21 protein-coding genes are annotated in these 20,175 nt (G+C 59.3%); 12 read left to right on the forward strand and 9 right to left on the reverse strand.

Annotated features, from left to right (window positions below):
- Positions 1 to 507 precede the first annotated feature (507 nt).
- The 7 genes from GOV53_RS18310 to GOV53_RS18340 all read left to right on the forward strand — a co-directional run bounded on the left by GOV53_RS18310 (position 508) and on the right by GOV53_RS18340 (position 5,141).
- On the forward strand, positions 508 to 1,443 hold the full coding sequence (locus tag GOV53_RS18310) for an aspartate carbamoyltransferase catalytic subunit (RefSeq protein WP_170426960.1): 936 nt from the start codon (positions 508 to 510) through the stop codon (positions 1,441 to 1,443).
- On the forward strand, positions 1,440 to 1,958 hold the full coding sequence (locus GOV53_RS18315; RefSeq protein ID WP_170469128.1) for a hypothetical protein: 519 nt from the start codon (positions 1,440 to 1,442) through the stop codon (positions 1,956 to 1,958). Before GOV53_RS18310 ends, GOV53_RS18315 begins: the two co-directional genes overlap by 4 nt.
- Positions 1,943 to 2,329 carry a hypothetical protein gene (locus GOV53_RS18320; RefSeq protein ID WP_367647702.1) on the forward strand — a complete coding sequence of 129 codons (387 nt, stop codon included), beginning with the start codon at positions 1,943 to 1,945 and terminating at the stop codon, positions 2,327 to 2,329. Before GOV53_RS18315 ends, GOV53_RS18320 begins: the two co-directional genes overlap by 16 nt.
- Positions 2,326 to 3,606 (forward strand): dihydroorotase, encoded by a 1,281-nt coding sequence (gene pyrC, locus GOV53_RS18325; RefSeq protein WP_170469131.1) that lies wholly within the window; start codon positions 2,326 to 2,328, stop codon positions 3,604 to 3,606. Before GOV53_RS18320 ends, pyrC begins: the two co-directional genes overlap by 4 nt.
- Entirely contained in the window at positions 3,606 to 4,211 is a 606-nt protein-coding gene (gene plsY, locus GOV53_RS18330) for a glycerol-3-phosphate 1-O-acyltransferase PlsY (RefSeq protein ID WP_170469134.1), read from the forward strand. The genes pyrC and plsY overlap by 1 nt, the downstream gene beginning before the upstream one ends.
- Positions 4,208 to 4,474: a hypothetical protein gene (locus GOV53_RS18335; RefSeq protein ID WP_170469137.1), complete on the forward strand. Its 267-nt coding sequence runs from the start codon at positions 4,208 to 4,210 to the stop codon at positions 4,472 to 4,474. Before plsY ends, GOV53_RS18335 begins: the two co-directional genes overlap by 4 nt.
- 193 nt (positions 4,475 to 4,667) lie before the next feature.
- Entirely contained in the window at positions 4,668 to 5,141 is a 474-nt protein-coding gene (locus GOV53_RS18340; protein WP_170426955.1) for a YHS domain-containing (seleno)protein, read from the forward strand.
- Positions 5,142 to 5,210: 69 nt separating this feature from the next.
- Here GOV53_RS18340 and GOV53_RS18345 read toward each other — a convergent pair whose 3' ends face one another.
- On the reverse strand, positions 5,211 to 6,200 hold the full coding sequence (locus GOV53_RS18345) for a quinone oxidoreductase family protein (protein WP_170469140.1): 990 nt from the start codon (positions 6,198 to 6,200) through the stop codon (positions 5,211 to 5,213).
- Between the two features lie 192 nt (positions 6,201 to 6,392).
- On the opposite strand from GOV53_RS18345, the gene GOV53_RS18350 reads away from it, so the two are divergent.
- Entirely contained in the window at positions 6,393 to 7,250 is an 858-nt protein-coding gene (locus GOV53_RS18350) for a DUF2189 domain-containing protein (protein WP_170426953.1), read from the forward strand.
- Between the two features lie 28 nt (positions 7,251 to 7,278).
- Here the strand turns inward: GOV53_RS18350 and GOV53_RS18355 are convergent, their stop codons facing one another.
- On the reverse strand, positions 7,279 to 8,265 hold the full coding sequence (locus GOV53_RS18355) for an NAD(P)H-quinone oxidoreductase (RefSeq protein ID WP_170469143.1): 987 nt from the start codon (positions 8,263 to 8,265) through the stop codon (positions 7,279 to 7,281).
- Positions 8,266 to 8,320: 55 nt separating this feature from the next.
- Positions 8,321 to 9,013, reverse strand: a complete 693-nt coding sequence (locus GOV53_RS18360) for a COQ9 family protein (RefSeq protein WP_170469146.1) — start codon at positions 9,011 to 9,013, stop codon at positions 8,321 to 8,323.
- 111 nt (positions 9,014 to 9,124) lie between these two features.
- Between GOV53_RS18360 and rpsU the strand changes: the two genes are divergently transcribed.
- Both rpsU and GOV53_RS18370 read left to right on the forward strand, forming a co-directional pair.
- A complete protein-coding gene (gene rpsU, locus GOV53_RS18365) occupies positions 9,125 to 9,331 on the forward strand; it encodes a 30S ribosomal protein S21 (protein WP_005614280.1) in 207 nt (68 codons plus the stop codon).
- A gap of 292 nt (positions 9,332 to 9,623) precedes the next feature.
- Complete coding sequence (locus GOV53_RS18370) at positions 9,624 to 10,667, forward strand: CAP domain-containing protein (RefSeq protein ID WP_170469149.1); 1,044 nt, start codon at positions 9,624 to 9,626, stop codon at positions 10,665 to 10,667.
- A gap of 46 nt (positions 10,668 to 10,713) precedes the next feature.
- Here the strand turns inward: GOV53_RS18370 and ppk2 are convergent, their stop codons facing one another.
- Together ppk2 and GOV53_RS18380 are read right to left on the reverse strand one after the other, a co-directional pair.
- A complete protein-coding gene (gene ppk2 / locus GOV53_RS18375) occupies positions 10,714 to 11,631 on the reverse strand; it encodes a polyphosphate kinase 2 (protein ID WP_170469151.1) in 918 nt (305 codons plus the stop codon).
- Positions 11,632 to 11,898: 267 nt separating this feature from the next.
- On the reverse strand, positions 11,899 to 12,357 hold the full coding sequence (locus GOV53_RS18380) for an Lrp/AsnC family transcriptional regulator (RefSeq protein WP_058278916.1): 459 nt from the start codon (positions 12,355 to 12,357) through the stop codon (positions 11,899 to 11,901).
- A gap of 137 nt (positions 12,358 to 12,494) precedes the next feature.
- Between GOV53_RS18380 and ald the strand changes: the two genes are divergently transcribed.
- The gene (ald, locus tag GOV53_RS18385) at positions 12,495 to 13,613 is read left to right on the forward strand and encodes an alanine dehydrogenase (RefSeq protein WP_170469153.1); all 1,119 of its coding nucleotides are present in this window, start codon (positions 12,495 to 12,497) and stop codon (positions 13,611 to 13,613) included.
- A gap of 191 nt (positions 13,614 to 13,804) precedes the next feature.
- On the opposite strand, the gene GOV53_RS18390 is transcribed toward ald, so the two are convergent.
- Complete coding sequence (locus tag GOV53_RS18390; RefSeq protein ID WP_174823503.1) at positions 13,805 to 14,566, reverse strand: mechanosensitive ion channel family protein; 762 nt, start codon at positions 14,564 to 14,566, stop codon at positions 13,805 to 13,807.
- Positions 14,567 to 14,828: 262 nt separating this feature from the next.
- On the opposite strand from GOV53_RS18390, the gene GOV53_RS18395 reads away from it, so the two are divergent.
- A complete protein-coding gene (locus tag GOV53_RS18395) occupies positions 14,829 to 15,527 on the forward strand; it encodes a glutathione S-transferase family protein (RefSeq protein ID WP_170469159.1) in 699 nt (232 codons plus the stop codon).
- Here the strand turns inward: GOV53_RS18395 and GOV53_RS18400 are convergent.
- The 3 genes from GOV53_RS18400 to pheT form a co-directional block, all read right to left on the reverse strand.
- Positions 15,508 to 17,115 carry a GMC family oxidoreductase gene (locus GOV53_RS18400; RefSeq protein ID WP_170469163.1) on the reverse strand — a complete coding sequence of 536 codons (1,608 nt, stop codon included), beginning with the start codon at positions 17,113 to 17,115 and terminating at the stop codon, positions 15,508 to 15,510. The two genes, GOV53_RS18395 and GOV53_RS18400, sit on opposite strands and share 20 nt — an antisense overlap.
- Before the next feature lie 73 nt (positions 17,116 to 17,188).
- Positions 17,189 to 17,635 (reverse strand): YtoQ family protein, encoded by a 447-nt coding sequence (locus GOV53_RS18405; protein ID WP_170469166.1) that lies wholly within the window; start codon positions 17,633 to 17,635, stop codon positions 17,189 to 17,191.
- A gap of 81 nt (positions 17,636 to 17,716) precedes the next feature.
- Positions 17,717 to 20,113, reverse strand: coding sequence for a phenylalanine--tRNA ligase subunit beta (gene pheT / locus GOV53_RS18410; protein WP_170469169.1), 2,397 nt, complete (start codon positions 20,111 to 20,113; stop codon positions 17,717 to 17,719).
- Positions 20,114 to 20,175: the final 62 nt, after the last annotated feature.

Here is a 20,175-nt window from a genome sequence, read left to right on the forward strand (position 1 = left end):
TATCCCCCTGGGCGGCACCTATTGCGGGGGCGGCAGAACCTGCGGACCATTCGAGCGTTGCGTTGCCGGCGGTACGCGTTGTGCACCGGCCGGGTTGAACAAGTGCCGATCTCGGTTGGATTGCCCCGGCGGTAGCTTTTGCAATGCGAGAGGCGAGTGTGAGAAAAACACCCCCGACATCCTGACCCTGCCGCCGCGCACTTGTGACGACGGCCGGACCTGTGCCTCGGGCACGTCATGCCTGCCGGGTGGAGGATGTTCACGCCCGGGCTGGTATTTTTGTGAGAAAACCGGCTCGCAATGCCGCCAAGGGTTCAAATGTTCGCGAAATCAGGGATGCGTACCGGTCAAGGCCGTCGATTGCGGCTATGGCAAATGGTGCAAGCCCGGAGAACAGTGCCTGCCCGAGGGGGGATGCGAGAAACTGCCGGAAGGGTCTGATCCTTAGGTTGCCTTGCGCAGCGCGGCTTCTTATAAGCGGCTCGATTGTCAGATAGGAGCCCGCCCATGCGTTTCGCCCATCGTCACCTTCTTGGCATCGAGCATCTGTCGCAGTCCGATATCACCGCCATTCTTGATCTGGCCGAAAAATATGTCGACATGAACCGCCAGTCGACCAAGCATTCCGACGTGCTGTCGGGGCTGACGCAGATCAATATGTTCTTTGAGAACTCTACCCGCACGCAGGCCAGTTTCGAAATCGCAGGCAAGCGTTTGGGCGCGGATGTGATGAACATGGCAATGCAGGCCAGTTCGATCAAAAAGGGCGAGACTCTGATCGACACCGCGATGACGCTGAACGCGATGCATCCCGATCTGTTGGTTGTGCGGCATCCCCATTCCGGCGCGGTCGACCTGCTGGCGCAGAAAGTGAATTGCGCCGTGCTGAACGCGGGTGATGGCAAGCACGAACATCCGACGCAGGCCCTGTTAGATGCATTGACCATACGCCGGGCCAAAGGTCGCCTGCACCGATTGAATATCGCGATCTGTGGAGATGTCGCGCATTCCCGTGTGGCCCGATCGAACCTGATCCTGCTGGGCAAGATGGAAAACCGCATTCGTCTGATTGGCCCCCCAACGCTGGTGCCCGGCCAGTTCGCCGAATTCGGAGCCGAGATTTACGACGACATGAACGAAGGTCTGAAAGACGTCGACGTTGTGATGATGCTGCGCCTACAGAAAGAGCGGATGGACGGCGGCTTTATCCCTTCGGAACGTGAGTACTACCATCGCTACGGCCTTGACGCCGCCAAATTGGCGCAGGCCAAGCCCGACGCCATAGTCATGCACCCCGGCCCTATGAACCGCGGGGTCGAGATTGACGGCACGCTGGCCGACGACATCAATCGTTCTGTCATTCAGGAACAGGTTGAGATGGGCGTCGCCGTTCGCATGGCCGCAATGGAATTGCTGGCCCGTAACCTGAGCGAGGCCGCATGAATAGTCTGACCGTCGCCCCCCATGAACGCGGTGTAATCCGCCTGTTCGCGCTGGATATGCGCCCGGAGGAAGCGAAGTTTCTGCGCGAGCCCGGAGCCGCAGATCAGATCTTGGGCGTCGAAGGGCTGGACCCCGATCAGATCGACATTTTCCCTGTCTCTGACCTCGAGGATCTGGGCCTTTATGGCTACCTGAACGAAGGCTGCGGCGTGTCCAAGGATCAATTGGATCACAATATGCTGGCCGGTATCGACGGCTGGGTCATGGTCCTGCGCAGTGCGGCATTCCACGACCGCGCGGCTACCCTGAAACCCGATCCGCGGCTGCGACTGATCGGCCTGTACACCGAAGAGGCCACGAACTGGGCTGGCGGGACCATCGAAACCGAAAGCGCCAAACCGTATTCGGCCGCCCAGACGCCAGCTTCGGATGAAACCCCGCGTCGCGTCGGGTCGGCCGTTCTGGCGGTGATCATCCTTCTGGCCATCGGAGGACTTCTGTGGCTGATCCTGTGATTTTCACCCCCGACAGGGGCACTTATATACGTACCAACGCATGGCTTGCTGCCGGGGCAATGGCCGGCGCGATGATCGTACTTTGGCTGATCGGCAATCCCTATGTCTGGACCGGCGCTCCGGCCGGGCTGGCCGCCGTGGTTGTTCGCGCGTGGTATCTGGCCTCGGAAGAGCTGGTCGCCAACTGGGAAATGACTGAAACCACCCTGACCGGCCCTGGCCCGCGCAAAGTCGCCCTGAACCAGATTGCCGCCGTGAACATCCTGGGCAGCTTTGTCCAAATCGTCACCAAGGGCGGCGACAAACATCTCATCAAGTACCAGGCCAATCCAGCTGCAACCAAAGCCGCTATCGAAAGGGCAATGGCATGAGCAACATCACCTTCACCAACGCCCGTCTGATCGACCCGGAACAGGGAACGGACAGCATCGGATGGTTGCAAGTCTCGGATGGTCGGATCGCCGCCCTTGGCACAGGCGATGCCCCAGCCTCGGGCGCACAGGTCATTGATTGCGGCGGTCAGTGCCTTGCCCCAGGCATTGTCGACATCGGTGTAAAAGTCTGTGAGCCGGGTGAGCGTCACAAGGAAAGCTATAAATCCGCAGGGCTGGCAGCAGCCGCAGGCGGGGTAACGACCATGGTTACTCGTCCAGACACCAACCCTGCTATCGACACGCCCGAAAGCCTGGAGTTCGTTACCCGCCGCGCCCAGGCGGATACACCGGTCAACGTTCTGCCCATGGCGGCACTAACCAAGGGCCGCGAAGGCCGCGAGATGACCGAGATCGGGTTTCTGCAGGATGCTGGGGCGGTCGCTTTTACTGATTGCGACCATGTCGTTGCCAATACCAAGGTGTTTTCACGTGCGCTCACTTACGCCCGCTCTTGCGGTGCACTGGTTATTGCGCACCCACAAGAGCCTGTGCTCAGCAACGGAGCTGCGGCCAGCAGCGGCAAGTTCGCCGTGCTGCGCGGACTGCCCGCTGTCTCACCCATGGCGGAACGCATGGGGCTGGACCGTGACATTGCCCTGCTGGAAATGACCGGGGCCAAGTACCACGCCGACCAAATCACCACTGCCCGCGCTTTGCCTGCTCTGGAGCGCGCCAAACGCAATGGGTTGGACATCACGGCAGGCACCTCGATCCACCATCTGACGCTAAACGAGTTGGACGTGGCCGACTATCGCACCTTCTTCAAGGTCAAGCCGCCGCTACGGTCCGAAGACGACCGGCAAGCGGTGATCGAAGCGGTACGGACTGGCCTGATCGACACGATCAGTTCGATGCATACGCCGCAAGACGAGGAAAGCAAGCGGCTGCCCTTTGAAGAGGCGGCCTCGGGCGCGGTGGCGCTGGAGACGCTGTTGCCCGCCGCGCTGCGTCTGTATCACGCGGGCCAGCTGGACCTGCCGACCCTGTTCCGCGCAATGTCTCTGAACCCGGCAAAGCGGCTGGGCCTGGACAGCGGACGCCTGTCCGAAGGAGCACCGGCGGATCTGGTGCTGTTCGACCCGGATGTGCCCTTTGTCCTGGACCGGTTTTCGCTGAAGTCGAAATCTCAGAACACGCCGTTTGACGGTCAGCGTATGCAGGGTAAGGTCACCGCAACTTTCGTTGCAGGACAAGAAGTTTACCGGAGACCCTGATGCCGATCATCGACAGTACAATGACCCAGCTGATCCTGTGGGCCGTGCTTGGGTATCTGATGGGGTCTGTCCCGTTTGGCATGGTGATCGCCAAGGTCATGGGCTTGGGCAACCTGCGCAACATTGGATCGGGCAATATCGGTGCAACGAACGTGCTGCGCACCGGCAACAAGGCCGCAGCGGCCCTGACCCTGATTTTCGATGCCGCCAAAGGTGCGGTCGCGGTGTTGCTGGCCCGCACCATCGCCGGAGAAGACGCCGCCCAGATCGCCGCGCTTGCCGCGTTTCTGGGCCACTGCTTTCCGGTTTGGCTGGGCTTTAAGGGCGGTAAGGGCGTGGCCACCTTTCTGGGGATCTGGCTGGCACTGGACTGGCGCATCGGCGTCGCCTGCTGCCTGACCTGGCTGGTGGCCGCCGCGATTTGGCGGATCTCATCGCTTGCCGCCCTTGCGGCCGCCGCGATGTCGGTCGTCTGGGTTCTGGTCCTGACGGATGCAAACGCGCTGCTGTTGGGCTTCCTGCTGACCGGGCTAGTGTTTTGGCGTCACGGTGCCAACATTGGCCGTATCAGGGCAGGCACCGAGCCCAAAATTGGACGATCTTGAGCGCCCCTGCCGCCTTTCTGAACGCTTTTTTCCGCATCCCCAAGGGATCATCGACCGGGCGCGCGCATGACAGGCGCTACATCGTCAGCCGGACGGAACTGGCCGGCGGAAAATCCCATAAGCTGGTCGCCCAACAGTTGGGCGGCGGGGATTACATCAGCCTCAACCTGTACCAGACACACAGCGGCGACTTGCTGCGTCCCTGCGAGATGCCCGCAGAAAAAGTCATGGATTTTGTCTTGGATTTCGTTGCCGATCCCTAGGCCCAGCCCTGCATTTCTGAACATCAGCTCTTCACCTCTGCACATTCACAATTGATTGCTTTGAACGTGATGAGTCGCCTGCCCACTTGGGTTTCGTGAAAGCCAATTGCCGGCTGCACGGACAAAAACAACGGGTTGTCTGGGCGCAATTTTCTTCGTCATCGGATGGCCCTGTTCACGAAAGGTGAAAACCATGAACAAGTTCAAATCCCTCATCGGCGGCGTTGCGCTGTCTGTCGCGATCGCAAGCTCGGCTCTGGCCGCGGGCGTCGAACTGAACGCAAGCTCGACCGGTCTGGCCTTGCAGGGCTATGACCCGGTTGCCTACTTCACCGAGGGTGAGCCCACCAAAGGCGACTACCGCATCACCGCGCTGCACAACGACGCGCTGTACCGCTTTGCCAATGAAGAGAACAAAGCCGCGTTCGAAGAAAACCCCGAGGCATACCTGCCCGCATACGGTGGCTACTGCGCATTTGGTGCGGCGATGGGCTTCAAGTTTGACGGTGATCCGAACTACTGGAAGATCGTCGACAACAAGCTGTACCTGAACCTGTCGCAAGACATCCAGCAACGCTGGGAAGGCGACATCCCGGGCTTTATCGACCAGGCCAGCGCAAACTGGGAAACCATTGCTGACAAGACACCAGCTGAGCTGCAGCAGTAATTTCTCTCAGCAAAAAACAGAACGGCGGCAGAAAATCCTGCCGCCGTTTTGCGTTTCGGGATCTGATGGTTAGTCCTGAAGCTCTAGCACCGTGCTGCCAGTGGTCTGGCGCGCCTCGAGCGCCCGGTGCGCTTCGGCCACCTGATCCAGCGGGAAACGTTGATCGATGTGGATCTTGACCTCTCCCCCTTCGACCTTGCCGAACAGCCGCCGCGCCATCGCCTGACAGACGGCGTGATCAGCAATATGCGTGAACAGGGTCGGCCGGGTGATCTTAAGAGACCCCTTCTTGCCCAGAATGCCGATGTCCATCAGCGGCACGGGTCCCGAGGCATTCCCGAAGGAGATCATCATCCCCAAGGGTTTCAGACAATCCAGCGATCCGTTGAACGTATCCGCCCCGATCGAATCCATCACCACATCCACACCTTTGCCGCCCGTGATCTCGGCCACGCGTTCCGCAAAATTCTCGGTCCTGTAGTTGATGCAATGGGCGGCACCGTTGAACTGCGCCAGGCTGCATTTCTCATCGGTTCCTGCTGTTCCGATCAGAGTTATCCCCTCGGACTTGGCCCATTGGCAGGCAATCAGACCAACGCCACCGGCCGCTGCGTGGAACAGAACCGTGTCGCCCCGTTTCAGGGGCGTTGTGCGGTGGAACAGATACTCGACCGTCATGCCCTTGAGCATCATGGCTGCAGCCGCGTCATAGGAAATCCCGTCAGGCAGTGGGCAGACCTGCGCTGCAGGCATCACGCGCGCCTCGCAATATGCTCCCGACGGGGCCGACGCATAGGCCGCACGTTGGCCCGGCTCCAGATGCGTGACACCTTCTCCGACCGCCTCGATTACGCCACCGGCTTCCATGCCCAGCGCGTGCGGCAGATCCAGAGGGTACAGACCGGTGCGCTGATAGACGTCTATGAAGTTCAGTCCGCAGGCCTTGTGACGGATGCGAACCTCGCCCGGGCCGGGATCACCCAAGGGGCGGTCTTCGATCTGTAGAACTTCGGGGCCGCCGTGTTCATGGATGACGACGGTTCTTGCCGTTTGCTGCATGCTGACCTCCTGTTGCCTGACGCCAAGCTAACACGGCTGAAAATAAGGGCAATTGGTAGGATTCCGCCGCAGCGCAACCGCAAGGCGAAAAACTGTGCTATAATGGGGGCCGAGCGTTGCCGGCTGGTCCGGCCAAGGGCAACCTGCACCGGATTCACCCCGCTACGCCGCTGGCTAAGGGAGGGGATCACGATGGCCAAAACAATTGGGAATCCGGTAAGTTGGGCCGCCCGCAACATCGGGGCGACCGGAGATCATATTGCGGAAAGCGTCAACCGCATCGGCAGTGCTGACACCCGGCACCTGCCAAAGGTTCAAACCCTGACGATGCAGGACCTGAAAGACTGCCTGCGCGCGGGGTACAACGATTTTCTGGAAACGCGGGCGGATGCGATATTTGTCGTGCTGATCTACCCGATCGCCGGCCTGTTGATGTTCGGGTTCGGCCTGAACCGCAACATGGTGCCACTGCTGGCACCGCTGATCATGGGATTTGCGCTGATTGGCCCGGTTGCAGCCGTTGGCCTTTATGAAATCAGTCGCAAACGTGAAATGGGGAAAGAGACCCACTGGTTGGATGCTTTCGGTGTGTTCCGATCCCCGTCCTTCGGCGCGATTCTGGCGCTGGGGTTCTACCTTGTGATGCTGCTATTGATCTGGCTGATGGCGGCGCAGAGCATTTTTGCGCATACGATCGGGCCTGATCTGCCCACGTCCTTTGGCGCTTTCCTAGGCGAAGTCTTCACCACAAGCGCGGGCTGGACCATGATCCTGTTCGGAAACGCGGTCGGGTTCTTGTTTGCACTGATCGCGCTGGCAATCAGTGTGGTCAGCTTTCCACTGTTGCTGGACCGCCCAGTCGGTCTGCCCGTGGCCGTGGTGACATCGGTCCGCGTGCTGCGGCAAAACCCTGGCGTCATTCTCGCATGGGGGTTTATCGTGGCAGCTTTGCTGATCATCGGGGCGATCCCGATGCTGCTGGGGCTGATCGTCGTCATACCGGTACTTGGTCACGCGACGTGGCACCTGTATCGCCGCGCGGTGGCCTGAGCGACCACGCGGCACCAGCCCCAGACGTTTAACCGGCGACTTTCAGGACGATCTTGCCGATGTGGCCCGAGCTTTCCATCCGCGCGTGTGCAGCCGCGGCTTCGGTCAGATCAAACTCGCTGTCCATGACAGGGGCGACCTTCCCGGCATCCAACAACGGCCAGACCGCCTCGTGTAGATCCTGGGCAATCTTTGCTTTTGCAAGATCGGATTGCGGACGCAAAGTACTGCCGGTCAGGGTCAGGCGTTTCACCATCATCATTGCAAAGTTCAACTCGACCTTCGGCCCCTGCAAGAACGCGATCTGAACCAGTCGCCCGTCTTCGGCCAACGCCTTGACGTTGCGCGGGATGTAATCCCCGCCAACCATGTCGAGGATCAGGTTCGCCCCGCCTTCGGCCCGCATGACGCCAACGAAATCCTCATCGCGATAGTTGATCGCTTTTTCGGCCCCCAGTTTTACACAGGCCTCGCATTTTTCGGCAGATCCGGCGGTCGCAAAAACCCGGGCACCAAATGCGTTGGCCAGTTGGATCGCGGTGGTGCCGATTCCGCTGGAACCGCCGTGGACCAGAAACCGCTCGCCCGCTTTCAGCCCACCGCGCGTGAAGACATTGGACCAGACGGTAAAAAAGGTCTCGGGCAGGCACGCAGCCTCTTTCATTCCCATGCCTTTTGGCAGGGGCAGGCAATGCGCGGCAGGTGTTGCGACGTACTCCGCATAACCCCCACCCGGTAGCAAAGCGCATACCATATCGCCAATCGAAAGCCCCTCAACTCCGGCACCGATTGCAACGACCTCGCCCGAGGCCTCAAGTCCCGGCAGGTCGCTTGCACCCGGAGGCGGATCGTACGCCCCGGCGCGCTGCAACGCATCGGGACGGTTCACGCCCGCATAGGCCACCTTCAGGATCACCTGGCCGTTTTGTGGTTCCGGGACCGGTCGTTCCGTCACCTGCAGAACATCCGGACCACCCGGCTTGGTGATCTCGACAGCGCGCATCATCTGGGTCATGGGCAAATCTCCTTTGCCCAATGCCTAGCAGGCAATTTCTGGAAGGCCCAGACGCTTACTTGCGCGGGTTCAGCATACCTGGCAGGTCAGCCCGCATTTTCAACGGCGGCTTCACTTGACCGGCCAGCCAGTTCGGAACCGCAAGGAACGGCTTGAACAATGGGTTGCCATTCACCTGCGCCTTGATCTTTTCGATCTGCATCACGTCCGAGATACGGCGGTCCAGAAATTCCCACGTTTTCTGGTGGTCAGGGGAATCGTCGCCAAGCCAATACAGCAGGGTCGAGGAATAGACGCCCGACAGCGTCGCGCGTTTGGTATACCAATTCACATCGTCCGAGGTATCGCCCAGCGTGTCCCAAATCAGGTCGCAGGTCTGCCAAAGCGCCTTGGCCCCGTCCGCCGCGTTACTGGGTAGCGAGAACAAAGTCATTCCGCGTCGAACCAGCTCCTTGTCGGAAACCGCCTCAAGCCGGAACCGAACCGCAGCGGCGATGCGATCACGGAATTTCAGCGCGCTCAGATCCGTCGCGTTCAGCTTTTCGACCATTACCGCATCGCCACGGGCATGGAATGCCAGCGCCAGATCAACCGCGCCCCGCGGACAGATCGCGCGGGCCAGAGTGTCATCCATATCGCAATCCGAAACCGCAGCGCGAAAGCTGGCCTCGGACCAGCCGTCAAACGGAACATGGATCACAATCGCATCCAGCAACTGTTGCTTGGCGTCTTCATAGGTCACGGTCATGGCGGTTCTCCGGTTCTCGGGGCCAGTACTAGACAAGATAGAGCCGCTTTGCTATACGGCCAACTCCTGCAATTTCCTTGCAACTCTATCTAGAAAGGTGGTGACAACCACATGCAGGTTAGTGTTCGCGACAATAACGTCGATCAGGCGCTTCGTGCCCTGAAGAAAAAGCTGCAGCGCGAAGGCGTGTTCCGTGAAATGAAGCTGAAGCAACATTTCGAGAAACCGTCCGAGAAAAAAGCGCGCGAGAAAGCTGAAGCGATCCGCCGTGCCCGTAAACTGGCACGCAAGAAAGCCCAGCGCGAAGGTTTGCTCTAAGCACCTGACGCTCGTCCAGCTTTGGATGACACTATTTGACGACCCCCGAGGCCCCGCCCGGGGGTTTGTCGTTTCTGGACCTGTGCGAATCCGCCGATCGGCCAAGCGGCATGTGCAACAAGCTGCCATTTGAGGGCCAGCAGAACTTTGCCCAGCATAATACAGCGCACGAATCATCCTTCAAAAGCACTCTGACGCCGAATCCGGCCCGAAATCCAAAGCCCCCTGTCGTAGCTTCCAGTCCCTTCATTAACTGACGCCGTCCGAACCGAGACACCCCCACGGAGGCAATATGTCGACTGCAAGTTCATTCGAGCTAGAAATGCTGGCGCTCATCAACGAAGAGCGCACATCCCGCGGTTTGCAACCGCTACAACTTGAAACCCGCCTGAACGAGTCTTCCGAAGACCACAGCGCCTGGATGCTGAACACCGATACCTTCAGCCACACCGGAGCTGGCGGATCCTCGGCAACTCAGCGTATGCGCGATGCCGGCTTTGATTTTTCCGGCAGCTGGCGCTCGGGCGAAAACATCGCCTGGCAATCCGAGCGCGGCGCGCCGGGTATCAGCGATGATGTGGCCCAGCTGCATCAAAGCCTGATGGACAGCCCCGGCCACCGGGCAAATATCCTCAACCCGGATTTCAAATACATCGGGATCGGGATCGAGCGCGGCGATATGCAGGGCTATGACGCTGTTGTGGTCACGCAGAACTTTGCGACCACCGATGCAGATGTCGTGCTGGATACTGGCAATGCACCTGCAGCTCCGGCCCCGACCCCGCCGGTTGTTGTGGTTGACGATCCCGAAGAAGTCGAAGTCCCGGTGGTTGAAGAACAACCCGCCGAGCCGGAAGCCGAAGCGCCAGTTACTCCGCCGCAAACACCGGAACCTACCCCTGTGGCGGACGAGCCCACCCCGTCAGAGCCTGAGGCCCCCGAGACAGTTGTCGCAGACCCCGAGCCGGAGGTCGTCGTACCCGAGGCACCGGCTGCCGAGGCGCCGGAACCAGAAGTCGTCGAAACCGAAACACCCGAACCTCCAATGCCAGCCCCCGAGCCGGTGGACATGGGCGAAGACGACTTTGATTCCGCCGCTCTACTGGCGCAGCTCGAGATGATCTTCGAATCACTGCAGGCACAGTTTGACGATTTTTACTGGGCCCCATCTGCAGGAACAGCCCCTGCGTCCAACTCGGACACCGTCGATTTCGTTTCGGTCAGAACCCCCGATACAGATGTCGAAACGACCGAGCCAGCGGCGGAAACGAACACGTTCTGGGACTATGACTGGTTCAGCGAGTACGACGTCAATTGCTCATTCGAAATCGCCTAACAAAGAAAACGAAAAGAGGCCGGTTCCCCACCGGCCTCTTCCTTTTTTAGTAGATTTTGGGCACGTACAACTCGTCCGGCAGCGTCCGGCGTTCATATTCCGGGTTATACTTACGATCCGGCAGATTGACCTTTTCCTGCGCCACATCCGAATAGGGGATCTTGGTCAGCAAGTGTTCGATGCAATTCAGACGCTCGCGCTTCTTGTCGTTGCCTTCAACAATATACCACGGCGCCTCGGGGATATTGGTACGGAAGAACATTTCCTCCTTGGCCTTGGTGTAGGATTCCCACCGAATGCGGGATTCCAGGTCCATCGGCGACAGTTTCCACTGTTTCATCGGATCGTGAATGCGCATCAGGAAACGCAACTGCTGTTCCTCGTCTGTAATCGAGAACCAGTACTTCAGCAGGATAATACCCGAGCGCACCAACATCCGTTCGAATTCCGGAACGTCCTGAAAGAACTGTTCAACCTGGTCTTCAGTGGCAAAACCCATCACGCGTTCAACGCCCGCGCGGTTGTACCAAGACCGGTCGAACAGAACGATCTCACCCGCCGCTGGCAGGTGCGGCACGTAACGCTGAAAATACCATTGGCTTTGCTCGCGGCGGCTGGGGGCAGGCAGGGCCACCACGCGCGCGACCCGCGGGTTCAGACGCTGAGTGATACGCTTGATCACGCCCCCCTTCCCGGCACTGTCGCGTCCTTCGAACAGGATACAGACCTTGGCACCCGTGTGCTGAACCCAATCCTGTACCTTGATCAGTTCGGCTTGCAAGCGCAGCAGATTGCGGAAATAGACCTTGCGATCCAGCATGTCGGGATGCTGATCCTTATAGATCTTGCGGATCTCCATCGAGAGCATCGGCTCGCTAAACTCAATCTCAAAATCTTCGTCCAGCGTGTCTTCCAACTCGGCTTCCAGCCAATCCTTTGGGGCACCATTGTTTTCGTAAGCCAAGATCTGCTCCTTATAGTCAACGGGTTGCGACCGTACCGGGAGAGTGTAACCGCCTGATGTCATCCGAAGAATTGATGACGCCCCGCGCGGGTTCAATTCCGGGCGCGACGGGATCTGAGAAAACAGGCGATTGTACGGTCTTTATACGTTTGTGGACCCAGCTGCGCCGGGATACAAGCGTCAGAATTGCCGCAAGGGTAAGTAACTGGCGCGACCATTGGTCAAAAACGGTAACTAATTCAAAGGCTTATTGAGGCGACGCAGTTATCACACTGGCAAAGCCGTGGTCTTGAACACGGTGCGCAGTGCGAACGAGCTTTGCATCTGCGCCACCCCAGGCAAGCGCGACAGGTACTGGCGGTGGATACGGGCGAAATCCTCGGTGTTTTCCGCAACAACCTTCAGGATATAATCTGCAGTGCCTGCCATCAGGTGACACTCAAGCACATCCGGGATGCGCGCTACCGCTTTTTCAAAGGCATCCAACAGTTCTTCTGCCTGACCTTGCAGTGTAATTTCGACAAAGACGGTTGTTGGAACGTTCATCTTGCGCGCATCCAGCAGCGCCACGTAGTTGCGAATGTAGCCTTCCGCTTCAAGCCGTTGAACGCGCCGGTGGCAGGCGGACGGAGACAGATTCACCTGATCGGACAGTTCTGCGTTCGACATCCTGCCGTTTCGCTGCAAGGCGGCCAGAATCTTTCTATCGGTCGTATCAAGGCTCATTCACGCAATTCCTTTGCACAGATGCATCAATGTACCGAATTTTCTCGCAAAGAAAAACCGAAACGCGGGCAGAGTTTCACAGAAATTGCATCCCAACTTGCACATAATTTGAGCAGTTTATGAATGGAGGAGCAAAAATGAAGATCGGTTGCCCCAAGGAAATCAAACCCCAGGAATTCCGCGTTGGCATGACCCCGAACGCCGCGCAGGAAGCGGTTGCTCGTGGTCACGAAGTCATCATCGAAACCAATGCCGGCATGGGTTCCGGCTTTGATAACGAGTCCTACATTGCGGCCGGTGCGCGCATTGTCGACACCGCCGAAGAAGTGTTTGCCACCGCAGACATGATCGTAAAGGTCAAAGAACCCCAAGCCATCGAGCGCAAAATGCTGCGCGAAGGCCAGTTGCTGTTCACCTACCTGCACTTGGCACCCGATCCGGATCAAACCCATGACCTGATCGAATCCGGCTGTACTGCTATCGCATATGAAACCGTGACCGACGCCAATGGCGGCCTGCCTCTGCTGGCACCCATGTCCGAAGTTGCTGGTCGCCTTGCACCGCAGGTCGGGTCCTGGACGTTGCAGAAGGCCAATGGTGGCCGCGGCGTTCTGATGGGCGGCGTGCCCGGCGTTGGCCCCGCAAAGGTCATCGTGATCGGTGGCGGCGTCGTGGGTACACACGCGGCCAAGATCGCGGCAGGCATGGGTGCGGATGTCACCGTACTGGACCGCTCATTGCCGCGCCTGCGTTACCTCGATGACGTCTTTGGCGGCACCTTCAAAAGCCAGTACTCGACAGCTGGTGCCACTGCGGAGTTGATCCAAGACGCCGACATGGTTATCGGTGCGGTTCTGATCCCGGGTGCCGCCGCGCCTAAGCTGATCAGCCGCGACCAATTGTCGACCATGAAACCAGGCGCGGTTCTGGTTGACGTGGCGATCGACCAGGGCGGCTGCTTCGAAACCTCGAAGGCAACGACCCATGCCGATCCGATCTACGACGTCGACGGCATCATGCACTACTGCGTAGCCAACATGCCGGGTGCCGTTGCGCGCACTTCGACCATTGCATTGGGCAACGCGACGATGCCCTTCATGCTGGCGCTGGCCGACAAAGGTTGGAAACAAGCCTGCCAGGACGATCCGCACTTGCTGAACGGTCTGAACGTGCACGCAGGTCAGCTGACCTACTACGCGGTTGGCAAGGCACTGGGTATCGACGTCGTATCCCCCAACGTTGTGATCAAGGCCTGACCTCTCCCGTCCCTGAAAGCACCCCCATCGGGGGTGCGTTACAGCGTTGGACCAAGCGCCGCGTCCCTGGACGCGGCGCGTTTGTTTTGGGGGGCAACGGTTGCAAGAAATGAAACAGCGCCGCGCGATCAGCGCGGCGCCGGGCCCAACCGGAGGAGGGCATTTTATGCCCGATCGACGGGCGGGAGGGCTTAGCCCTGCTTTTGAATCTCGACCGAGTGCGGGTACGGGATCGAAACGCCCTTGGCGTCGAACGCTTCTTTGACCGCCTTGGTGACTTCGAACTTCACGTCCCAATAATCCGCAGCGTTGCACCACAGGCGCGCGGTCAGATCGACCGAACTGTCGCCAAGGTTGGTCACACGCACCCAGGGTTCCGGGTCCGAGTGAATACGCTCATCCGCCCGCGCGACATCAAGAATGATCTTCATCGCCTCGTCTGCGCTGTCCCCGTAGTCGATACCAAACACCAGATCGACACGGCGCGTGTCATGGGCCGAGTAGTTGGTGATGATCGAACCCCAGGATTGCCCGTTGGGCACGATGATCTGAACGTTGTCCGGAGTGACCAGTTCAGTCGTGAACAGGTTCAGGTCCTTGACCGTTCCCGCTGTGCCACCGATATCGACATATTGACCCAGTTTATAGGGGCGAAAAACGACCAGCATAACGCCCGCAGCAAGGTCACTCAGCGTGCCCTGCAAAGCCAGACCGATGGCCAGAGAAGCCGCGCCCAAAATGGCAACGATGCTTGTCGCCTGAATGCCAAAGATGCCCAGCACGGCAACCAGCACCATGGCCAGGATCACCCATTTCACCAGACTGGCGACAAAGTTCCCAAGCGTCTGGTCAATATGCGGCGTCGCATTGATCCGACGGCGCACCATGCCACCAATGGCCCCGGCTACGATCCAACCAAGGATCAGAACGACCAACGCCTTGACCGCGTTCATGATAAGCGGGGCGAACGCACCCACCTGTGTTACGACGTCATCCACGCGCTTCTCCTTTCGATTCACGACAAACCCGCGTCAACAGCGCAGGAATTCCGGAATATTGATCTATTCGCCCGCATCGGTCTAGGTGGCAGTTTCGCAGGATTTCCCCGTTGTTCCCGTGTAAACAGGCTCTGACCGGCTGCGCACAACCCAAAGACTGGTAACACGAGGGTGCTCTGCCTACCTTTTGAATGCAGCCCACAGACAGGAGCAAATCATGCTGGACACCGCCTCTCACCCGATCACGGCCCGTTGGCCTGCCAAGTTTCCGGACCGTATCCAGCTGTATTCCTTCCCGACGCCCAACGGTGTCAAAGCGTCGATCATGCTGGAAGAGACCGGCCTGCCCTATGAGGCCCACAAGGTCACGCTGTCGGACACGGATGTCAAAAGCCCCGCCTTCCTGTCCTTGAATCCCAACAACAAGATCCCGGCGATTATCGATCCGAACGGCCCAGACGGGCAGCCTCTGGGCCTGTTCGAAAGCGGTGCCATCCTTGTGTACCTGGCCGAAAAAAGCGGCATGTTTCTGGGCCAGACCCAGTCCGACAAGTACCGTGTCATCCAATGGGTGATGTTCCAGATGGGCGGAATCGGCCCGATGTTTGGGCAATTGGGCTATTTCCACAAATTCGCCGGAAGCGAAATCCCAGACCCCCGCCCCCGCGAACGCTATGTCGCCGAAGCAAAACGCTTGTTGAACGTCCTGAACCAACAGCTTGAAGGGCTGGATTGGATTGTTGGTGACTATTCGATCGCGGACATCGCCATCGCCCCCTGGCTGCGCGGGCTAGAGTTCTACCAGGCTCGCGAGCTTGTGGGCTGGGAAGACTACACAAACGTCGTATCGTATCTTGATCGGTTCCTGGACCGCCCTGCTGTGCAGAAGGGATTGGTTACGCCGCCGCGGGATTGATCCCGTCTGCGATCTTTTCTGCGATCATGATGGTGGGCGCGTTAGTGTTGCCGCCCACCAGCGTCGGCATGACCGAGGCGTCCACAACCCGCAACCCGTCGACCCCATGCACTCGGCCTTCGGTATCGACGACTGCCATATCGTCGATGCCCATCTTGCAGGTGCCCACCGGGTGATAGATCGTGTCGGCGCGGTTGCGAATATCGGCTTCCAGCGCCTGATCGCTGCCATCATTCGGGTAAAGGCGCTTCGCACGCCACGGCGCCAGCGGCGGTGCCTCGAGGATTGATTCCATGATCCGCGCGCCGCTTTTCAACAGGTCAAGGTCACGGTCATCGCTCAGATAGGCGGGATCTATCCGCGGCGGCGCGCCGGCTTTATCCGAGCTTAGCCCCACGCTTCCCTTACTGAACGGACGCAGCACGCAGACATGGCAAGAGAACCCGTGCTGAAGGTGGATTTTCCGCATGTGGTCGTCGACAATTCCGACGACAAAATGCAGTTGAAGGTCAGGCTTGGACACAGAAGGGTCGGATTTGAAGAACGCGCCACCTTCGGCAAAAGGCGTCGAAAACAACCCCGTGCCGGTTCGCCGCCAGTCCAATCCGGCCTTGGCCAGATCCCACAATCCACCCGGTGTCAGGCCGATGACATCCTTTCGCTTGGATTTATAGCTGAGCACATAGTCCAGGTGATCCTGCAGATTCTGACCAACGCCGGGCAGATCATGTACGACCGGAATACCATGCTGGCTCAGTTCCGCCTCTGGTCCGACCCCTGACAGCATCAGCAGTTGAGGCGACCCAAATGCACCGCCAGACAGGATCACTTCGCGACGCGCGCGGGCCTCGATCACTTTGCCTTTCTGACGCAGTTGCACTCCGGTGGCGCGCTTTTTGTCGAACAGAACCTTCTGAGCTTCAGCGCTGGTCAGTATGGTCAGGTTCGACCGCAATTTGACGTCTCGTAAATAGGCAGCCGCCGCAGAACACCGTTCGCCCTTGTGATCGCCGTCATAGAACTGTGTCACCTGATACAGGCCCGCCCCTTCCTGGTCGGGTCCGTTGAAATCTTGTGTTTCGCGAATCTGATGCTGGCCGCACGCCTCGACAAAGGCATGAGAGATCGCCCTCGGCTCGGACTGATCCGAAACCTGCAAGGGCCCATCCGCGCCGTGGAGGTCATCCGCACCGCGCGCGTTGCCCTCTGCCTTGCGGAAGTAGGGCAGCACACTTTGCCAATCCCATCCCTCGCACCCCAACTCGGCCCATTCGTCGTAGTCGCTGGCGTGTCCACGCACATAAAGCATCGCGTTGATCGCTGACGATCCCCCCAATGTCTTACCTCGGGGCTGAAACCCTTTGCGCCCGTTCAGGCCAGGTTGCGGCACCGTTTCAAAAGCCCAGTTATTCAGCTTGGGCCGCCCCGAAATCATGGCAGCCACCAATGCTGGCGCGCGGATCACAAGATCCTCGCCCGCACCGCCCGCTTCAATCAGGCACACAGATGTTTCTGGATCTTCGCTGAGGCGCGCGGCCATCACGCAGCCAGCGGATCCCCCTCCGACGACGACATAATCGAATTCCATGGCTGCCTCTCCCGTTTCGTTTCCTCAAACGGTAGAAAGCAGCCTGATTTCGGGCAAGAAAAACGTAACGTATTTACTGCGGCAGCTGACCGGTCAGGACATAGCGCAAAACCTCCACGACCTGCGCGGGATGTTCGGCCACGGCCAATGCTGCGGCATCAACCTCTTTCAGCGCATGCTGGTGGTCGGGGCCGTGCAATACGATCAGCGATTTACCCAACGCCGCGGCATACCCTGCGTCAAAGGCCGCGTTCCACTGTTTGTATTTCTCACCAAACCGAACGACCACAACATCAGCATCCGCGATGCCCTTGCGGGTACGGATCGCGTTCACCATCGCACCTTTGTGGTCATGCCAGTACTTGTTCGGCTCTTCGCCCAGAATGGCGACCCCACAATCATCACTGGCTGCGTGATCGGTGACGGGGCTGTTGAAGGTGACGTCCAAGCCTTGCGCGCCGTCGATGATCTGTTCGCGCCAGTCGGTGTGGATTTCGCCAGAGAGGTAAACGTTCAGCATCTTTTGCTCCTCCTTAAACAACGAAAGGGCGCACCCGCCCTTTCATTTTTCCATTCTATTCGCGCCGTTTACGATCCGGCGTCACCCGCGCAGAACGCCGCCGGTTGCCTTGGTGACCTTGGCGATGATCTTCTCAGCCACCGCTTCGATGTCTTTTTCCTTCAGCGTCGCATCCGTCGGCTGCAAACGCACGGTGATGGCCAGAGATTTCTTACCCTCACCCAGGCTGCCGCCGATGAACTCGTCAAAGACGCGGACGTCTTCGATCAGCGCCTTGTCGGCACCCGCCGCAGCATTCACCAACGTCAGCGCCTCGACGCCCTCATCCACGACAAAGGCAAAGTCCCGCTCGACCGCCTGCAGGTCACGCAACTCAAGTGCGGCGCGGGTGGCACCGGATTTACGGGGCAATGGCACCTCGTCCGGCCAGATGGTGAAGGCCATCGCAGGGCCTTTGATATCCATCGCCTGCAAGATACGCGGGTGCAACTCACCAAACACGCCCAGTACCTTTTTCGGGCCCAGGCAAATCTTGCCGTGACGGCCCGGATGCCACCAAGCATCACCATCGCGCAGGATCTGAACTTTGGCCGGTGCACCGATGGCGGCCAGAACAGCCTCGGCATCCGCTTTTGCATCGAACACGTCAACCGAACGCGAGGCTCCGTGCACGTCCTTGGGACCATTGCGACCGACCAGCAGACCGGTGATCTGGGTTTTCTGATCGCCGGGTTCGCCGTCATGGAACACCGGGCCAACCTCGAACAAGGCCACATCTGCGTAGCCGCGCGCCTGATTGCGGGCAGCGGCCTGCAGCAGACCGGGCAGCAGATCGGGGCGCATATGGCTCATCTCGGACGAGATCGGGTTTTCAAGCTGTGTCGCTTCATCGCCGCCCCCGAACAACGCGGCCGAGGCCTGATCAATGAAGGTATAGGAAACGCATTCATTGTACCCCAGAGCTGCACAGGTGCGGCGCGCCATCGACTGACGGCGTTGTGTCGGGGTCATCACCGGTTTCGGGATACCAGCAGTCACGCGCGGCAGAGGCTTGCCCTGCAGCTTGGTCAGCGACGCAATCCGCGCGACCTCTTCCACCAAATCGGCCTCACCCATGATATCAGGACGCCAGCTGGGCACATGCGCCATCTCGCCTTCCAGTCGGAAGCCAAGGCGGGTCAGGGTCTGGCGTTGTTCAGCCTCGGGAATATCCATGCCGACCAGCGATTGCACCCGCTCTGCATCCAGCTTGTAGGCCCGCGCGTGGTTCGGAGCCTTCCCTGCTTCGACCACTTTCGAAACCTCACCGCCGCAGATATCCAGGATCATCTGCGTCGCCTGTTCCAGACCTTCCAGCGTGTATTCAGGATCCACACCCCGCTCAAAGCGGTAGCGCGCGTCCGAGTTGATCTTTAGCGCGCGCCCGGTCAGAGCAATCTGCACGTGATCCCAGAACGCGCTTTCGAGGAAGACGTTCACGGTCTCTTCGGTACAACCGGTTTCCTCACCGCCCATGATGCCAGCAATGGACTCGGGACCTTTGTCATCCGAAATCACCATCATGCCGGGCTGCAGGGTGTATTCCTTTTCATCCAGCGCAACCAGCTTTTCACCGCCCTTGGCGCGGTGAACGCGCAGGTTGCCTTGAACCTTATCCGCATCGAATACGTGCAGCGGGCGGTTCTGGTCGAAGGTCATGTAGTTGGTGATATCGACCAAAGCCGAGATCGGGCGCAGACCAATCGCTTTCAACTGATCCTGCAGCCATTGCGGGCTGGGGCCGTTCTTAACACCCTTGATCAGACGACCGGTGAAATGCGGTGCTCCGTCCAGCGTATCCTCATCAATCGTCACCTTGATCGGGCTTTCGAAATCACCCGGCACCGGCACGTAGTCACGCTCTTTCAGCGTGCCGACCCCACGTGCCGCCAGATCACGCGCGATACCCGCGACACCCAGCGCATCGGGGCGGTTCGGCGTGATCGCAATCTCGATCATCGGATCGACTTTGGACGGCTCATTCTCGGCCAGCCAGTCGACGAACTTGTCGCCCACTTCGCCCGAAGGCAGCTCGATGATGCCGTCATGCTCGTCCGACAGCTCCAGCTCGCGCTCGGATGCCATCATGCCAAAGCTTTCGACACCGCGGATCTTGCCGACGCTGATGGTCAGGTCCAGACCGGGGATGTACATGCCCGGTTTGCAGACGACGACAGTGATCCCTTCGCGCGCATTGGGCGCGCCGCAGATGATCTGCAGATCGCCCTCATCCGTCGCAACCGTGCAGACGCGCAGCTTATCGGCGTCGGGATGTTTCTCGGCATGCTTCACATAGCCCAGCGTAAAGCCCGCCAGCCGGTCCCCAGGGTTCACGATCTCTTCGACTTCAAGTCCAAGATCGGTCAACGTCTCAGCAATCTCATCAACCGACGCATCGGTGTCGAGGTGGTCTTTCAGCCAGGAAAGAGTGAATTTCATCGGTCGCTATCCGCCAGAATTTTCGGGTCGGATCGCATGTAGCGGATATTCCCCGCAGGTGG

The sequence above is a fragment of the Ruegeria arenilitoris genome, from assembly GCF_013035315.1.
GTDB classification, from domain to species: domain Bacteria; phylum Pseudomonadota; class Alphaproteobacteria; order Rhodobacterales; family Rhodobacteraceae; genus Ruegeria; species Ruegeria arenilitoris_D.

Excerpts from the sequence above, each read along its gene's own strand:
- GOV53_RS18310 (WP_170426960.1), top strand. The coding sequence starts at position 508 with ATGCGTTTCGCCCATCGTCACCTTCTTGGCATCGAGCATCTGTCGCAG.
- GOV53_RS18315 (WP_170469128.1), top strand. The coding sequence starts at position 1,440 with ATGAATAGTCTGACCGTCGCCCCCCATGAACGCGGTGTAATCCGCCTG.
- pyrC (WP_170469131.1), top strand. The coding sequence starts at position 2,326 with ATGAGCAACATCACCTTCACCAACGCCCGTCTGATCGACCCGGAACAG.
- plsY (WP_170469134.1), top strand. The coding sequence starts at position 3,606 with ATGCCGATCATCGACAGTACAATGACCCAGCTGATCCTGTGGGCCGTG.
- GOV53_RS18340 (WP_170426955.1), top strand. The coding sequence starts at position 4,668 with ATGAACAAGTTCAAATCCCTCATCGGCGGCGTTGCGCTGTCTGTCGCG.
- GOV53_RS18345 (WP_170469140.1), bottom strand. The coding sequence starts at position 6,200 with ATGCAGCAAACGGCAAGAACCGTCGTCATCCATGAACACGGCGGCCCC.
- GOV53_RS18350 (WP_170426953.1), top strand. The coding sequence starts at position 6,393 with ATGGCCAAAACAATTGGGAATCCGGTAAGTTGGGCCGCCCGCAACATC.
- GOV53_RS18355 (WP_170469143.1), bottom strand. The coding sequence starts at position 8,265 with ATGACCCAGATGATGCGCGCTGTCGAGATCACCAAGCCGGGTGGTCCG.
- GOV53_RS18360 (WP_170469146.1), bottom strand. The coding sequence starts at position 9,013 with ATGACCGTGACCTATGAAGACGCCAAGCAACAGTTGCTGGATGCGATT.
- rpsU (WP_005614280.1), top strand. The coding sequence starts at position 9,125 with ATGCAGGTTAGTGTTCGCGACAATAACGTCGATCAGGCGCTTCGTGCC.
- GOV53_RS18370 (WP_170469149.1), top strand. The coding sequence starts at position 9,624 with ATGTCGACTGCAAGTTCATTCGAGCTAGAAATGCTGGCGCTCATCAAC.
- GOV53_RS18380 (WP_058278916.1), bottom strand. The coding sequence starts at position 12,357 with ATGAGCCTTGATACGACCGATAGAAAGATTCTGGCCGCCTTGCAGCGA.
- ald (WP_170469153.1), top strand. The coding sequence starts at position 12,495 with ATGAAGATCGGTTGCCCCAAGGAAATCAAACCCCAGGAATTCCGCGTT.
- GOV53_RS18390 (WP_174823503.1), bottom strand. The coding sequence starts at position 14,566 with ATGAACGCGGTCAAGGCGTTGGTCGTTCTGATCCTTGGTTGGATCGTA.
- GOV53_RS18395 (WP_170469159.1), top strand. The coding sequence starts at position 14,829 with ATGCTGGACACCGCCTCTCACCCGATCACGGCCCGTTGGCCTGCCAAG.
- GOV53_RS18400 (WP_170469163.1), bottom strand. The coding sequence starts at position 17,115 with ATGGAATTCGATTATGTCGTCGTCGGAGGGGGATCCGCTGGCTGCGTG.
- GOV53_RS18405 (WP_170469166.1), bottom strand. The coding sequence starts at position 17,635 with ATGCTGAACGTTTACCTCTCTGGCGAAATCCACACCGACTGGCGCGAA.
- pheT (WP_170469169.1), bottom strand. The coding sequence starts at position 20,113 with ATGAAATTCACTCTTTCCTGGCTGAAAGACCACCTCGACACCGATGCG.